The sequence below is a fragment of the Martinezella sp. CNPSo 3795 genome, assembly GCF_057784475.1.
In genome coordinates, this window is sequence record NZ_JBXSOQ010000005.1 from 1 (window position 1) to 13993 (window position 13993).

The 13993-nt window shown below is 58.4% G+C and carries 16 protein-coding genes; all 16 read right to left on the bottom strand.

Features of this window, described 5'->3' with window-relative positions; all coding sequences use genetic code 11:
* Positions 1–189 precede the first annotated feature (189 nt).
* The 16 genes from AC13QY_RS15620 to rem all read right to left on the bottom strand — a co-directional run bounded on the left by AC13QY_RS15620 (position 190) and on the right by rem (position 13819).
* The gene (locus tag AC13QY_RS15620; protein ID WP_488487198.1) at positions 190–1989 is read right to left on the bottom strand and encodes a GumC domain-containing protein; all 1800 of its coding nucleotides are present in this window, start codon (positions 1987–1989) and stop codon (positions 190–192) included.
* Between the two features lie 219 nt (positions 1990–2208).
* A complete protein-coding gene (locus tag AC13QY_RS15625; RefSeq protein ID WP_488493761.1) occupies positions 2209–3048 on the bottom strand; it encodes a WecB/TagA/CpsF family glycosyltransferase in 840 nt (279 codons plus the stop codon).
* 253 nt (positions 3049–3301) lie between these two features.
* Positions 3302–3829, bottom strand: a complete 528-nt coding sequence (locus tag AC13QY_RS15630; RefSeq protein ID WP_113355672.1) for a hypothetical protein — start codon at positions 3827–3829, stop codon at positions 3302–3304.
* Positions 3826–4194 (bottom strand): hypothetical protein, encoded by a 369-nt coding sequence (locus AC13QY_RS15635; RefSeq protein ID WP_095433968.1) that lies wholly within the window; start codon positions 4192–4194, stop codon positions 3826–3828. The genes AC13QY_RS15630 and AC13QY_RS15635 overlap by 4 nt, the downstream gene beginning before the upstream one ends.
* 14 nt (positions 4195–4208) lie before the next feature.
* On the bottom strand, positions 4209–4805 hold the full coding sequence (locus AC13QY_RS15640) for a rod-binding protein (RefSeq protein WP_113355675.1): 597 nt from the start codon (positions 4803–4805) through the stop codon (positions 4209–4211).
* A 134-nt stretch (positions 4806–4939) separates the two neighbouring features.
* Positions 4940–5356: a hypothetical protein gene (locus AC13QY_RS15645; protein WP_113355677.1), complete on the bottom strand. Its 417-nt coding sequence runs from the start codon at positions 5354–5356 to the stop codon at positions 4940–4942.
* A gap of 71 nt (positions 5357–5427) precedes the next feature.
* Complete coding sequence (gene fliR / locus AC13QY_RS15650) at positions 5428–6180, bottom strand: flagellar biosynthetic protein FliR (RefSeq protein WP_069611338.1); 753 nt, start codon at positions 6178–6180, stop codon at positions 5428–5430.
* Positions 6177–8264, bottom strand: a complete 2088-nt coding sequence (gene flhA / locus AC13QY_RS15655) for a flagellar biosynthesis protein FlhA (RefSeq protein ID WP_113355679.1) — start codon at positions 8262–8264, stop codon at positions 6177–6179. The genes fliR and flhA overlap by 4 nt, the downstream gene beginning before the upstream one ends.
* A gap of 148 nt (positions 8265–8412) precedes the next feature.
* Positions 8413–8679 (bottom strand): flagellar biosynthesis protein FliQ, encoded by a 267-nt coding sequence (gene fliQ, locus AC13QY_RS15660; protein ID WP_075855152.1) that lies wholly within the window; start codon positions 8677–8679, stop codon positions 8413–8415.
* A gap of 29 nt (positions 8680–8708) precedes the next feature.
* Positions 8709–9206 carry a flagellar hook assembly protein FlgD gene (flgD, locus tag AC13QY_RS15665; RefSeq protein WP_113355681.1) on the bottom strand — a complete coding sequence of 166 codons (498 nt, stop codon included), beginning with the start codon at positions 9204–9206 and terminating at the stop codon, positions 8709–8711.
* Positions 9194–9646: a flagellar biosynthesis repressor FlbT gene (flbT, locus tag AC13QY_RS15670; RefSeq protein ID WP_095433964.1), complete on the bottom strand. Its 453-nt coding sequence runs from the start codon at positions 9644–9646 to the stop codon at positions 9194–9196. The genes flgD and flbT overlap by 13 nt, the downstream gene beginning before the upstream one ends.
* The gene (flaF, locus tag AC13QY_RS15675) at positions 9643–9990 is read right to left on the bottom strand and encodes a flagellar biosynthesis regulator FlaF (protein WP_113330066.1); all 348 of its coding nucleotides are present in this window, start codon (positions 9988–9990) and stop codon (positions 9643–9645) included. Before flaF ends, flbT begins: the two co-directional genes overlap by 4 nt.
* 37 nt (positions 9991–10027) lie before the next feature.
* On the bottom strand, positions 10028–11077 hold the full coding sequence (locus AC13QY_RS15680) for a flagellar hook-associated family protein (RefSeq protein WP_095433963.1): 1050 nt from the start codon (positions 11075–11077) through the stop codon (positions 10028–10030).
* A gap of 3 nt (positions 11078–11080) precedes the next feature.
* On the bottom strand, positions 11081–12571 hold the full coding sequence (gene flgK / locus AC13QY_RS15685; protein ID WP_113355682.1) for a flagellar hook-associated protein FlgK: 1491 nt from the start codon (positions 12569–12571) through the stop codon (positions 11081–11083).
* 24 nt (positions 12572–12595) lie between these two features.
* The gene (locus AC13QY_RS15690; RefSeq protein WP_162748896.1) at positions 12596–12859 is read right to left on the bottom strand and encodes a hypothetical protein; all 264 of its coding nucleotides are present in this window, start codon (positions 12857–12859) and stop codon (positions 12596–12598) included.
* A gap of 288 nt (positions 12860–13147) precedes the next feature.
* Positions 13148–13819: a transcriptional activator Rem gene (rem, locus tag AC13QY_RS15695; protein ID WP_069611329.1), complete on the bottom strand. Its 672-nt coding sequence runs from the start codon at positions 13817–13819 to the stop codon at positions 13148–13150.
* Positions 13820–13993 lie beyond the last annotated feature (174 nt).

Below are 13993 nucleotides of genomic sequence, written 5' to 3' on the forward strand. Positions count from 1 at the left end.
TTCCGCCGCCGCAGCCTTCACGGCCTCGATCACCGAAGCCGCGGCTTGTTTCCCGTCGATCACTGTCGTCACGCTCGTCTCCCGATCATGAATTCGCTGGCAATCTACAGGCCATCCGCCCGAGGGAGTTGCCTGCCAACGCCCTATGGTGTCTGAAAGCGGTAATTGCAAGGGAAAACGATGGGGCGTTCAGCCGCGATCCTGATGCCGGCGCACCGCGTAGGTTTCGACTTTGGCACGCAGGGATGCAAGCTCCTGCTGGATGCGGACCCACTCGTCCGCCATATCGAGCTGATCTGCACCATCGGAAACAAGAGCAGCCGATGGTTCCGGCGTGATCGCCGGCAATGATGGGAGCTCCATATCATCGTCATGATGCAAAGCTTGAGCCATCGGCATGATGCTCTCATCGTCCGCTTGTTCTTCTGCCAGCTCCGCGCCGGCCAGCCACTTGCGCAGGAATATGGCGCAAAGTGCCAGGCCAAGCCCTGCGAGGAAGCCAGCAGCCTGATTGCTCGCAAGATGATCATCCAGCGGCGCGGCGGAAGCGACCGCCTGGGACAATACCGTCAGCGGTGGCTTGGCTTCCGACACCGTCATGGCGGCATTCTGCTGGTCCGCCTCATAGCGGCTCTGCGCCATCGCGACGGCATCCTGGAGCTGTGCGAGACGGCCGAGATCGACATCACTCCCCGCCTGGCTGGCGGCAGTCATTTGCGAAGAGAGAGAGGCCTGTTTCTCAAGGGCCGCTTTCACGTCCGCGTCACTGCTGACGGCCAGACGCTGCAGCTGGCTGCGCATATTGGCGGCAAGATCATCGACGGTGGCCTGCTGTGCAAGCAGGCGAGGATGGCGCGGGCCGAGCTGCACCGAGAGCTGGGTCAGCTGTGATTTGGCGGCGTTGTAGCGGCTGCGCAGATCATCAAGTCCCGGCGCCGAAAGATCGCCTGACAATGCACCGGTCAGCACCGATGCCAGCGTGGCCGATTTGACGGCCGCGAGACGGGCCTTGGCGGTGCGTACCGCCAGATCGGCTGCCTTTATCTGCACATCCAGCTGCTGACGCTGCTGCCGGAGCGCTTCCGCCGCAGCAATCCTGTCTTCGCCATAGCGCGCCTTGAATTCGGCAAGGGCGGCGGAGGCGCGATCGAGCTCCTTTCGGCTGCGATCAGCCGCCGTTTCGGCCCCAAGTGACGTACCGGCCGCCTTTGCAACGGCGGGATCATAAAGGGAAGCGATAACAAGCCGGTTGGCAATATCGGCCGATCTGGCGGGATCGCCCGACGTAACGCTCAGGCGCAGCAGACCGGTCTGATTATCGATATCGACGGCAATGTCTTTGCGCAGCGTTGCCTGCGCGCGTGACGGCGCGTCGGACGCGTTGCCGCTGCCGGAAAGCAGCTCGACGGCAACCCCGAGAGCGCCTACGCGACTGCCGGTAAATTCCGGATCGCGGTCAAGCTTCATCCTGGCGACAATGTCGGACAATACGGATGGAGCGACGAGACGCGTCGCCGCGACATCCAGCAGGGCCTGACGCCCGCGACCTTCGCCCTCCGCATGCAGAACAGCCTGCGACACATAGAGCGGCGGCGGGGCAAGCAGGGTGGGAATAGCCGCTCCCATCAGCGCGGCCGCGGCAATGAAACAGAGAGCGCCAAAGCCGAGGGACCAGCGTCCGGCACGAGATACTTGTTCAACGACAACCGGAGCGGGGGCGACCTGCCGCGGAAGCTCCCCTATGCCTTCAAGCAGATCGGGCACGAATTCCAGCAAATCGGGCGTAGGCTCCGATGCCTGCTCGGATATTTCGCGGCGTTCCGGGCGGTAGGCGTGCGAGACATCTTCCGTCTGCTCAGCCGCCGTTCCGATCTCCGGCGATCGTCCTCGACCGGACACCGGATAGGGATCGCCATTCAACCGTCTGCGCAGGATGGCGCGCAGTTCCGCATCGCGCGGGTCGTCGGAGTTGGCAGCGCGTAAGTTCACCGCGCTACCCAAGCCATCATCTTCATCGTAAGGGGAGATATGCCGGACGGACCGCCGCGAAACCTTTTGGGTTTCCGCATCGTCGGGGTGGAATCCGGTCCTGGCTTTGCTTTCAAACATGGCGGGTTATCTCGCGCACATGGTCCGAGACCAATGCAAATGGTTAACCCACTCTAAAATTTCATGCCAAAAAAAGAGTTAACGCCAAGCCCGCAAATACTAGCTTGCTAATTTATTCGCCGGGGCAATACGCCGCTGCGGCAAAGGATGCGGCTCTGCGCGAAGGACGCGCTCCTTGCGACCGAACTGATGCCTGACAACCTGATAGAAGAATAGCGGTATGCCCAGCATGTAACGCCGCCAGAGCCTATTCGGCTCCAACACCAGACGAAACAGCCACTCGCTGCGCATCGCACGCACGAGCCTTGGCGCCCGCGGCACCGTCTCGGAAATGAAATCGAACAAAGCGCCGACGGTCAGGACGAGGCGTGCATGCTGCGGCCCGACATGTTCGGCAACCCATTTTTCCTGCAGCGGCGTGCCCATTCCGACGATCAGCACGTCGATCTTCTGGCGGCTGATTTCCGCGGTCACTGCATTGCTCCGCGCCGGATCGAAGAAACCGTCCGATACGACGATGAACTGGTGCCACGGGGCGTGCTGGCGAAATTTCTCCGCTGCCTTCTCGACGACGGAGCGCTTGCCGCCCAAGAGGCCGATCCGCCTCGGCCGCTCCATGAATGTCAGCAGCGCGGGCACGAAATCCGTGCCGTTCAGATTGGCCGGGAAAGGTTCGCCATGAGCGACGCGCGATGCGATGTCGAGGCCAACGCCATCGGGAAGAACCAGATTATGCTCAAGGACATTGCGGTAGCTGTCATCGCGCAGCATGACCAGCATGTTATGAGCATTGACGAAGGAGATCGAGGTCTGCCCGACCGGCAGGGATGCAAGCTCGTTGACGAACGTCAGCGCGTCATCCCAGCCCAGATCGCATACCGGCAGATCGAAGATCATGCGGCGCGACGCGACGACGGCAAAATCGGCTACCTGGTTCAATCCAACACCCTCCTGCCCGGCATCGTTAATGCGCATGATGCCGGTACGCATAAAGCCCATGCCCCTCACCGTTCATCGGTGCGGCGACTGGGAGGCATGGCTTGGAGGAGTTTATAGCAAGACAAATCCAACTTTCCGTTAGGAAGGAAGGTTGGATTTGCCGGATATCAGCAGGGATCTGTTAAGCATATCTGCAGAATGTAAGATATAGCTTACATTCTTACGTGAATCGGCATCTCCCGACCGGGAAATATCACTCGACCGGCACCTTGTCCTTGGCCGCATCCTGCACGATCTTGACAGGCTTGACCGTTCTCTTGCCCACGCTTTCCCCACCGTGGGTTTCTTCCTTGGAGAGATAGTCAAGCTGTTCGATCAGCACGTCGGCGACGTAATCACCGCCGAGCCGCTCGTTCATCCGCTTCTTCAAATCGGCGCGGAAGGCGGCAACGTCGAAATTCTGTGCATGCGAAATATCGATCGTCTTGTTGCCGATCAGCAGCGAAAAGAGCTCATCAGTCGTCAGCTCCGGCAGAGGTATCTGAAACGCATTCGCCTTGCCCTTTTCCATCATGAAGGAAATACGCGTCAGGAAATAGCCGGTCACCTGGCCGTTGGAGATAACGGGGACGTTGATCGACTCGCCCTTGACGAGCTCCTGCTGCGCCTTCTTGGCGTCATCAGGACTGATCGCGGGCGCCGTCGCCACCTGCACCGAAAAATAGACCGAGGCCAATGTTACGACGCAGACCCACAGGCCGGTGATAACGAGCTTGATCATCCGGCCTCACGGACGCGGAATTGCTCCTGCGAATAGGTGCCGTCCGCATCGGCATTCTGCACGGCATTCTTCAAAATCTCGGCGACGGCGCGCACGGCCTCGAGATGAGCCTCGACGCGGCGGGCGTTCAGAACCAGCTTCTTCTTCAGATCATGCAGCTGCTCGATATGGGCGGCGGCAAGATCGGCCGGATCGGTATCGCGAAACAGCATCGACAATTCGTAAAGGCAGCGGCTCTTGTGAGCGTTCGATACCTTGAGATCGAATTCCGGGTCTGTGCCGATCCGGTTGTTCTCATTGTCGATGATCATCTCCAGGCGGCCAAGGACAGACTTGATCCGATAGTCCTGCGACATCATTTCCATGTTTGTTACCTCGCTCATGCTTTCTGGGACGTCAACGAATTCTGGTTGGTGATGCTGTTGTTGCCGTCATTATCGGCATCGGCGGCGGCCAGCGTCTTGCGCTGAAAATCGGTAATCGCACTAAGCGCCATCTTCTTGTCATTCTCATCGGTCGCGGAGTGGATGGCGCCGGTATTGCGCATCTTGTCGACCTGCTCCTTGTACATTTTCTCAGCGATGCCCACGCCGCCATTCTTGGAGATCGTGTCGCCCAACTGCTCGGCCATCATGCCCTTCCAGATTTCACCGGCGGAACCCTTGCCGTAGAGCGTCTCGCTGCTCGGCAGCATGTTCTTCACGAAGTTCTGCAGCACCATGGACTCGAACTTGCGATAGGCCTGCGGGACCTTGGTCCCAGCCACATGCGTACTGGCGTTGGCGAGGCCCGCCTGGGTGGCTGCGCTGTTCATCGCATCCACCGTCGCGCCGAAGCCATTGCCGTTTTCGGCCAGGCTGGTGGCGGCGAAAGCGGCCCGATTGGCAGCAAGCTTGGCCTGCGCGGCCTCGACATCGGCGGGATTTGCCGCCTTGACGACATCGAGGACCAAATCACTCGGAGGCGAAATAGCCACGTCACGTCTCCTTCTGCTCTCGTATATCCGGAAAATGCGCAGCTCAGCGCCTATCTCAGGACATGTCGAATCAAACTGTCAGAGCAAGTCGGCAACCCAACGCTGCGAATCCTGCTCCATGATCGCGACGATTATTATTTTTGAACCTTGCTGGAGGCTGGCGTTGCGCCGGCGAAACGCTGATCGATGATATCGTAGACGGCATTGTCGTCCGATGCTCGCAATTCGAGCTCGCGCGCATCCTTCATGTGCTCTTCCAGCCTGTCGGCCTTGGTGCGCTCCTGCTGGACCTTCATCTGAATGAGCGTCTGGATGCTTTCCAGCTGCTGATCCCGGATCATCAGGCGGCCGTAACGCTCGGCGTAATGGATCGAGAACGCCATGTGCACCGGATCGACCGAACCGATGGCAACCATGACCCGCTCCATCGCTTCCGTCACTTCGGCGCGCTGCCGGGTCGTATCGGCAAGCTCGTTTTCCGCCATCCGCTCCAGATGGCGCTGCACTGCGACCAGGCGCTTCAGTTTTTCGGAGCGGTTTTTCTCCGCCATCGTCTACCTACCCGCCGGCTGCTTTTGCCGGCCCTGCCCGAATCGGGCTTCTTCATCTGTCCGCCTACGGGCTAATGCCCGTTAAAGACGGTGAGGAACGCACTGGAAAACTGACTGACCAGGGCCGCGATGCTGAGATAGAGCATGAACAGCCCTCCCATCAGCAGATACGGCGTGGAAATGAAATAGATCGGTATCTGCGGTGCCAGCTTGTTGATGAAGCCGATCGAAATCTGGAACATCAGGCCGTAGAGCACGAAGGGGCTTGCCAGCCGCAGCATGATGAAGAAGGTCGTCTCCAGCGTATCCGTAATCGAGATCAGCGCGGCGCGCGGCTCAATGTGGCCACCGAAGGGGATGACCGAATAGGAATCGACCAGCGCCTGCAAAACATAATGGTGAAAATCCATAATGAAGAGAATCATCAGCCCGCAAAAGCTGACGAGGCTGGTGAGCGATGTTTCGTTCGATTCCTCGATGATGTCGGCGCCGCCGGGCGCGTTGAATCCGATCATCATCGATATGACCGTGCCGGTGAATTGCAGGCCCAGCGTATAGATCCTGGCCATCATCCCATACATCAATCCGATGACGGTTTCGGTAAAGATGAGGCCGATATAGTTCGCATCGCCCTTCGACACCTGCGGATAGATCGTGTTCCAGAGCAACGGCAGGATCGCCATCGTCAGTGCTGCGGAAAGAAGCAGCCTGATCTGCGGGGGAACGCGACCGGAGGAAAATCCCGGGAGGACCATCATGCAGCCGCCGATGCGGCAGAAGGCGACGAACAGCGCCAGAATGGTCCCCTGCGGGTCTGAAATCATGAAATCGAACCTAGAATCTTGATCTCGATCCCCTTGGCCAATTCCACATGCGACAGAACCGGAAGCGTCGCGAACAGGCGTTCGATGATCATGCGTACATAGGAGCGCGTTTCCGGCGACGTGACAAGAACGAAGGGCATGCCCCGGTCCATGTATTCACGGATAACTTTTCCGGCCTGCTCGCTGAACTCTTCCAGGCTGCGCGGGTCGATGTCGAATTCGACGATTTCGCCCTTCTGGTCGCGCTTCAGCGCCTGGTGGAAAATCAGATCCCATTTGCTGCCGAGTCTGAGGACGCGCAGCACGCCGTTATCGGCCAGATCGCCGCAGAGTTGCTGCGCCATGCGTACGCGCACGTGCTCGACGATCTGCTCGGTCTTGCGCACATGCGGCGCGAGTTCGGCGACCGCTTCGAGAATGAGGTGCAGGTTGCGGATCGAGACGCGTTCGGCAAGCAACAGCTTCAGCACGGCCTGCAGGCCGGAATAGGACATGTGCGACGAGCAGATTTCGTCGGCGAGCTTCTTGTATTCCGGATCGAGACGTTCGATCAGGATCTTGACGTCCTTGTAGGACAGCAATGCCGGCAGGTTGTTGCGGATGACTTCGCTCATATGGGTGAGCACGACGGAGACGTTGTCGATCGGCTGGAAACCCTCGCGCTTCAGATCCTCGGTAAAGGCTTCGAGAACGGAGACGGCGGGCATGCCGAAAGCGGGTTCGCGAATCTCGTCGCCCGGAACGGTGGGCTTGCGGCCGGAACCGGTGACGACAAGCACTTCGCCGACGCGCAGCATGTTGGAGGCGATCGTCGTGCCGTGGATGCGAATCTGATACGACTTGTCGGCAATCGCCATGTCGTCGATCACCTTGATCTCCGGCACGACGAAGCCGTATTGCGTCGCGAACTTCTTACGCATCTTGCCGACGCGGAAGGCGAGCTCCTGGTGAGCGCCGAGCAGGCGGGTGGAGACGATCTTGCCGAGCGCCAGTTCGATTTCGGCAGTCTTCAGAACCGACTTGACCGAATCCTTTTCCATTTCCTTCGTCTGCATCACCTTCTGCTCTTCAGCATCGCGGCGAAGCTTGTTCTCGGCTTCGATCTGGCGCGGAATGAACCAGGCGCCGGCAGCCATCAGGCCGCCAAGGAAAACGAAGGGAAGGAAGGGCATGCCAGGCATGATGGCCAGGATGCCCATGAGAACCGCCGAGACGGCGAGCGCGCGCGGATAGCCGCTCAGCTGATTGACGACGGCCTGGTCGGTAGAGCCGGCCGTGCCACCGCGCGAAACGAGAAGGCCGGCAGCGAGAGAGACGATGAGCGCCGGCATCTGCGAAACCAGACCGTCGCCGACGGAGAGCTTCACGAAAACGTCGGCAGCCTGGCCGATCGGCATGCCATGACGGAAATAGCCGATAATGATGCCGCCAAAGACGTTGATGCAGGTAATCAGAAGGCCGGCAACCGCGTCACCGCGTACGAACTTGGAGGCACCGTCCATCGCGCCGAAGAAGGAGCTTTCCTCTTCCAGTTCGCGGCGGCGGCGCTGCGCTTCCTTCTCGTCGATGAGGCCGGCGGAAAGATCGGCGTCGATCGCCATCTGCTTGCCGGGGATGGCATCGAGAGTGAAGCGGGCGCCCACTTCGGCGATACGCGTCGCACCCTTGGTGATGACGATGAAGTTGATGGTGATGAGGATCAGGAAGACGATCAGACCGATGACGAAATCGCCGGACATGACCAGGCTGGAAAAGCCGGCGATGACGCCGCCGGCGGCATCGTGCCCTTCATAACCATGCGAAAGGATGACGCGGGTCGTGGCGATGTTCAGCGCCAGACGCGTCATCGTCGCGATCAGCAGGATCGTCGGGAAAGACGAGAATTCCAGCGGCTTCTTGATCCAGAGCGCCACCATGAGGATCAGCACGGAGAACGCGATCGAGAAAGCCAGTCCAAGGTCGATCAGAAACGGCGGGATCGGCAGGAACAGCACGCACAGGATGACCATGATACCGAGGGCAAACCCGATATCGCGTATGCTGGGATTGGCTTTGGGAAGTGCTATTGCGGGTGGTTGTGCCATCGACCGGTTCCGTCTCTTCATGAGAGGTGGCAAACGGCTGAGCCGTCTGCCCTATGGGAACCGACCTCTAAAGGTCGAAGCTTGCGCGAGCATGGCCGTTGCCATTGATGCGCGCGATCCGGAGGCCGAAATGGCCTTCAGACTTATCTTAGAAACCCGATTGGATGCGGGAGAAGACGAGATTGGTGAAGATCGAAATCTGCGCGCCGACGAACGGTGCCGAGATGCCGATCGTGACCATGACGGCGACGATCTTCGGCACGAACGTCAAGGTCGCTTCCTGCACCTGGGTCAGCGCCTGGATCAGGGCGATCACCAGACCGACGACCATGGCGGCGACGACAGCCGGACCGGAAGCCACAAGTACCGTCCAGATCGCAGCCTGGAAAATATCCAAGGCATCGGCTTCATTCATGGCATGTCCACTCCCGGTTCAGCGGCTCCTCATGAGCTGCTGGTCGAATCCGTGCTCGACGAATCGCTGCTGGTGCTACTATCGCTCGACGTGGCCGGCGGATCAATGGTCGTGCCTGCCGGAGCGATCGTAACGCCGGCCTGGATCAGGATCTTGTCGCCGGCATCGGTCTGGGCGATGATGCCGTCCGTGTAGACGGTCACTTCCTTGATCGTGCCCGTCGTCTTACCATCGGCGCTCATGATCTGCTTGCCGATATAGTCCGACGCCTGCGAGATCCATTGGTTCTGCAACACCGTTTCCAGATGCGAGTTCGTCTGGATCTGTTGTTCGACCTGAGAGAAGCTCGCCAGCTGAGAAATCTGCTGGCTGGCGTCCATCGGGTCGGTCGGATCCTGGTTCTGCATCTGCGCGATGAGAAGCTGCAGGAAGTCGTTATAATTCAGGTTGGCGCTCGCCGATGCGGCAGCAGCAGTCTTCGAGGAGCTGCTGCTTGTGCTGCTGTTGACGGCGTCTACCGTTGCCATGGAGCAATCTCCCGACGGATGTGCTCGATCGTCGCCGCCGGCATTTCCTGATTGTTCAGAATATTGTCTTCGACCGGGTAGAGACCGCGGATCGCCTTCAGCGCATCGAAGGCGCGGCCGGTGGCAACGAGGCCGTCGATGCGCTTCAGCTCTGCCAGCACTTCCTCATTGTGGAAGCACGACAGCAGCATGACGATCGACTTGCGGAACATCGCCGTCGACTGTTCCTTGCCTTCCGGATTGATGAGAATCATCTGCGCGATGAAATAGAGCTGACGCAAGGGCGTCGTTGCGTCCTCCGGCTGGAGCACGTGGTTCTCGAGCAGGAATGTCACATCATTCAGGAATTCCAGAGCAACCTTGCGATCGACGCGCAGGACGGCCCCGTTGATAAAGATCTTTTCCCCGGCTTTAAGCGATATGCGAAGCGTACTTTTCATTTAAGTCCATCCCTGATGATGGTGGTGACATCGATGATGCCTTGATAGTTTTCCGACTGGCGCCGCCTGATCCGTTCGCATTCCTTCAATATCCAGATGGCGATCGAAATCAGATTGGCGCGCAGCTCGACATTGAGCTGGTTCTCCGGGCTTTTGAGGTCCTCGACAAAGCTTACCCATAGGCGTCGCGTATAGAAGAGAGCCTCGATCGCTTCACGGCCGTATTTCCCCGCATCACGGGCCGCAGAGAGAAGAGCTATCGACCGGTCCAGAACTTGTCGTTCTCGTTCCTTGGCGTCGGCCACTGCATCCTGCATGACTTCCGCATATGAGAACTGATACATTCATGCATCCTTCCTGGTCATTACTTCCCTTTGATCATCAAAGGTAATTTACAAGGCTTAACTGCTGGATCTTGGAAACAATCGTATAAGCCGTTTCGAGCTGGGTCTCGAGACTGTTGACCTTGGTCGATGCCTCATAAGGATCGACTCCGGTCAAGTCGCCTATACTGGTGTTGAGAATAGTCTTCTGGGCATTCAGCGTCGTATTCGCGTCCGACAGTCGCGACTGCGAGAGACCGAGCTGACTTGCCTGGCTGTTCAACCCGTCGATCGACTGGCGTGTATAGCTGATGGCCTGCTGTGTGACGGCATTCACCGCACTTTGATTGAGGCCCGGCGGCGTACCCATCAGCGCATTGGTCACGCTGGTCGCGAGTGCCAGATACCGCATGCCAGACGAATTCGAGTTCGTCGAAGTTTCGATGACTTCCGAATTATTGATGCGGCTCGTCATATTCTGATCGGACGCACTCGACCAGCTCGACCAGCTGCTGTCTGATGTGAACATCGGCGCGACAGTATTGGTGATGAAATCCGTTATCTGGTCGGCTGATATGGTATCTGCAGTTACCGGCGGTGACTGATTTGCCATGTAAGTCGCAAGCTGCGCCTGAATATCCGCGTTCGTTGCCGAGGAATTATCCGTCATCGGCTGGACGTCGGTATTGGTTCCGGCAAAGAGATACTCGCCATTCACCATCGTATTGGCCGATGCAATGACGCTCGACAGCGTCGAGCTCGCCGTCTGCTGCGCCAGGGCGACGCTGCTGCCATCGGTGTTGCCGCTCAGCGCCACAAGCTGGTCCATCAGGTTCTGTGCCTGCGTGCCCATGCCGGTCAAGGCGGTTTGCGACGTCGTCATACGCTGGTTCGCAATGGAATTGCTGCTGAGAATGGAATCGATGCGCGACACTTCCCGCGTCAGATTCACATTGAGCGACGTGCTGCTGCCAAGCGCCACGCCGATGTCGGCATAGACGCCCGTGGTCGCCTCGGTCGATGCACTCGTCATCTCATTCTGCGCCTGACGAATCGTCTGACGCATGGCGTTCTGAATGGCCGTGCTCGAAATGAAAGAAAGTTTCATGGCTTAGCTCGCAATATCCAGTACAGATTGAAGCATTTCATTGACTGCGTTCAATATCTTCGTTCCAGCCTTGTAGGACTGTTCGATATCCATCATCAGCGTCAGTTCTTCATCGAGATTGACGCCCGTCGCATTCGAATAGGCGCTCGAGGAGCGCGAGAGAGCAGCAGAGGTATTTTCCCCCGCCGTCGTTGCCGTGCTGCGCTGGCCCTCGAGCCAACCGATGGAGCTCGCCGAATAATCCATGAGCGTGGCATTGGTGTCGGAGCCAGCGGCAGGATCGAACGCCATCTTCGTATTCATGGCAGTGATAAATCCATCAAGCTGGGTGGAATATCCACTGTCGCCGCTTGTATTCTTGGTATAACCGGTTTCACCAGTAGTACTATCGTTATTAATACCACCATCACGTAGCAACGTCGGGTCACCACCTTGAGACGTGATTAATTTCGAATTAACGGTTATCGAGCCCGCCAAGCCCGTGACTGCCGTACCGCTGGCCGGAACGGTGCCGCCGCTCCAGGTAAACAGGCCAGGCAGAGTCGGTTTTGAAGAATCGCTGTTCGTTTCCGCAAAGACCGTAACCAGCCCTCGAGCCATTTCATCAAGCTGCTTCTGATAGGTCGGCGCAACATCATCGCGAATCTGAAGTGCCGCCTGAAGCGTGCCTTGTGCCGTCGTATTCGCGCCCTGGCCTGGAGTCAGCGCAACGCCATCGATGTAAACGCTGTTGCCTGCCGTGTCTGCCGTGTAGGTACTCGTCGGCTGGAACGTCACCGAGCGCGGAATGGTCTCGAACAGGGTCGTTCCGCTCGTGGTGTAAAGCGCCATGTCGTTGTTGCCGCGCGTCACGGTTGTCACGCCGACGATCTTCGAAATCTGGTTCAGGATCGAATCGCGCTGGTCCATCGCGTCGGCAAGGGCGCTCGATGTCGGGCCAGCCGTGGTCGTTGCCGATTTCACCGCGTCGTTGGCGGTCTGGAACTGCTGCAGCAGGCTGTTCAGCGTATCGACGTCGGAGCTGATCTGCTTGTCGGCGTCGGTACGGGCGCTCTGCACTGCCGCCGTGGCATTGTTGAGCGATGTCGCCAGGCTCTGGGCCGCATTGATCGCAGATTGCGCCGCCGTCGCGTTGGATGGCGATCCCGCATAGTTCTGCATCGCATCCTGAAATGCCGACAGATAAGTCGACGGCGCGATCTCGTTATCGTTGCCGCCAAGCGTGGCCGACTGAAGGTTGCTGTATGCATTCAGCAGCAGCTGCTGTGCCGAATCCGACGAGGCCGAGCTGAGATAGGCCTTCTGTAATGCCGGTTCGCTGCTGCGGGCAATCTGCACCACCTGAGCGCCAGCCATATTGGTCGTCACCACTGCCTGACGACGCGAATAATTCGTGTTGTTGGCATTGGCGATATTGTTCGATACGACGCTGCTCTGCGTGCCGGTATTGTTGAATATTGCCTGCGCGTTATTGAGAGCTGTTGTGAGCGACATGACTGACTCGATACCCTATTCGTTTTAGCGCGGCAGATTGGCCGAAGGCGCGCAGGAAGTGTCGGAATAGCCTGTCAGAGCAAGGCCGGCGAAATAGACCAGATTGTCATTGGCAGATGGACGATCACCGGAACGAACCGGCGCCCCCCTCCCGCAAACATGGCGCAAGACGAGAGCACCGTCGCCTGCAGAGATAGCACGGCGAACCGGCGTCACACCGACACAGCCGCAAAAAGCGGCGCCGAGGCGAAGCGCCTGCGCATCCGCTTCCGCAAGTGCAGTCTTCATGCTGCCGAAATTCCTCATCTGGAATCCTCGTTATCCTTCATACGACTGAGAGTAGGTGGCGGGCCTTGCGTGAAGCTGTCTGAGAGGACGAAAAACCGATCATCGCGAAAAGCTTCGTCAACAGCGCCATCGGGCGATCATGCTACGGACTGCTGTGCACCGAAATGGTAAGGAACAACGTACCTTCCGGCGCTATGCCGATCAAGCAACCGAAAAGGAACAGGCCCGAGAATCAGCTGATTCTCGGGCCTGTTCATGAGTTTAGTACGGGGATGTGCGACCCGAGAATCAGCTCCAGTCGATGCAGTAGCCGAGGAAGCGCTTCGAATCGACGGGGTCGAAGCCGAGCTTCTTGCGCAGCTTCTTGCGCAGCTTCGAAATATGGCTTTCGACGACGTTCTCTTCGACTTCCTCGTCGAAGATGCCGTAGATGGCGTTGAAGATCTGGGTCTTCGTCACACGGCGACCGCGATTGGCGATCAAATATTCGAGGATGCGGCGCTCGCGGCGCGGCAAGGCGAATACGGAACCGTTGATTTCCGGATCGCGGCCATCTGCGAAGACGCGAATGGGGCCAATATCGGTATAGTTGCTGATCGCCTTCAAGCGGCGGCGGATCGCCGCGGCCCTGGCAAGAATTTCGCGAGGATGCACCGGCTTGCGCACGACATCGTCGACGCCACAATCGAAAAGTGCAAGCGTGGCTTCCAGCGAGGGCTGGTCGCTCACCGCGATAACAGGTGCTGCCGTCCGGTCGCGAATCGCCCTTGGAAGCTCATGCACCTGCTGACCCTGTCCGATCAGAAAGGCTTCCACCGCAGCAATATCGCCCTCTGCTGCCGTCGTCACCCATTCGCCGAATTCACGCGGATCAAATCCCGTCGAAGGGATGCCCTCGCGTCCAAACAGTGATGTATATCCGTCCTTAACGAGCTCTCGCTCATCAACCACTACGATCATTCGTCCGCCTCCGAATCAGTGTGGTGTTTCGATGATCTATGGGTACGAATCGGGCGAATCACGAACAACTGTCGGAAATGAGTGGCAGAAATTAATAATTGATTAACTTTGTAGGGGCGATTTGCACTAGATATAGTAGGTGGTCGGCATTTTACACCGATAAAAAAGTTGTTG

Bases quoted from the DNA above. Each gene is read 5' to 3' on its own strand.
- AC13QY_RS15635 (WP_095433968.1), bottom strand. From the start codon at position 4,194: ATGGAAATGATGTCGCAGGACTATCGGATCAAGTCTGTCCTTGGCCGC.
- AC13QY_RS15680 (WP_095433963.1), bottom strand. From the start codon at position 11,077: ATGAAACTTTCTTTCATTTCGAGCACGGCCATTCAGAACGCCATGCGT.
- fliQ (WP_075855152.1), bottom strand. From the start codon at position 8,679: ATGAATGAAGCCGATGCCTTGGATATTTTCCAGGCTGCGATCTGGACG.
- flhA (WP_113355679.1), bottom strand. From the start codon at position 8,264: ATGGCACAACCACCCGCAATAGCACTTCCCAAAGCCAATCCCAGCATA.
- AC13QY_RS15630 (WP_113355672.1), bottom strand. From the start codon at position 3,829: ATGATCAAGCTCGTTATCACCGGCCTGTGGGTCTGCGTCGTAACATTG.
- flbT (WP_095433964.1), bottom strand. From the start codon at position 9,646: ATGAAAAGTACGCTTCGCATATCGCTTAAAGCCGGGGAAAAGATCTTT.
- flaF (WP_113330066.1), bottom strand. From the start codon at position 9,990: ATGTATCAGTTCTCATATGCGGAAGTCATGCAGGATGCAGTGGCCGAC.
- AC13QY_RS15690 (WP_162748896.1), bottom strand. From the start codon at position 12,859: ATGAAGACTGCACTTGCGGAAGCGGATGCGCAGGCGCTTCGCCTCGGC.
- flgD (WP_113355681.1), bottom strand. From the start codon at position 9,206: ATGGCAACGGTAGACGCCGTCAACAGCAGCACAAGCAGCAGCTCCTCG.
- AC13QY_RS15645 (WP_113355677.1), bottom strand. From the start codon at position 5,356: ATGGCGGAGAAAAACCGCTCCGAAAAACTGAAGCGCCTGGTCGCAGTG.
- rem (WP_069611329.1), bottom strand. From the start codon at position 13,819: ATGATCGTAGTGGTTGATGAGCGAGAGCTCGTTAAGGACGGATATACA.
- fliR (WP_069611338.1), bottom strand. From the start codon at position 6,180: ATGATTTCAGACCCGCAGGGGACCATTCTGGCGCTGTTCGTCGCCTTC.
- flgK (WP_113355682.1), bottom strand. From the start codon at position 12,571: ATGTCGCTCACAACAGCTCTCAATAACGCGCAGGCAATATTCAACAAT.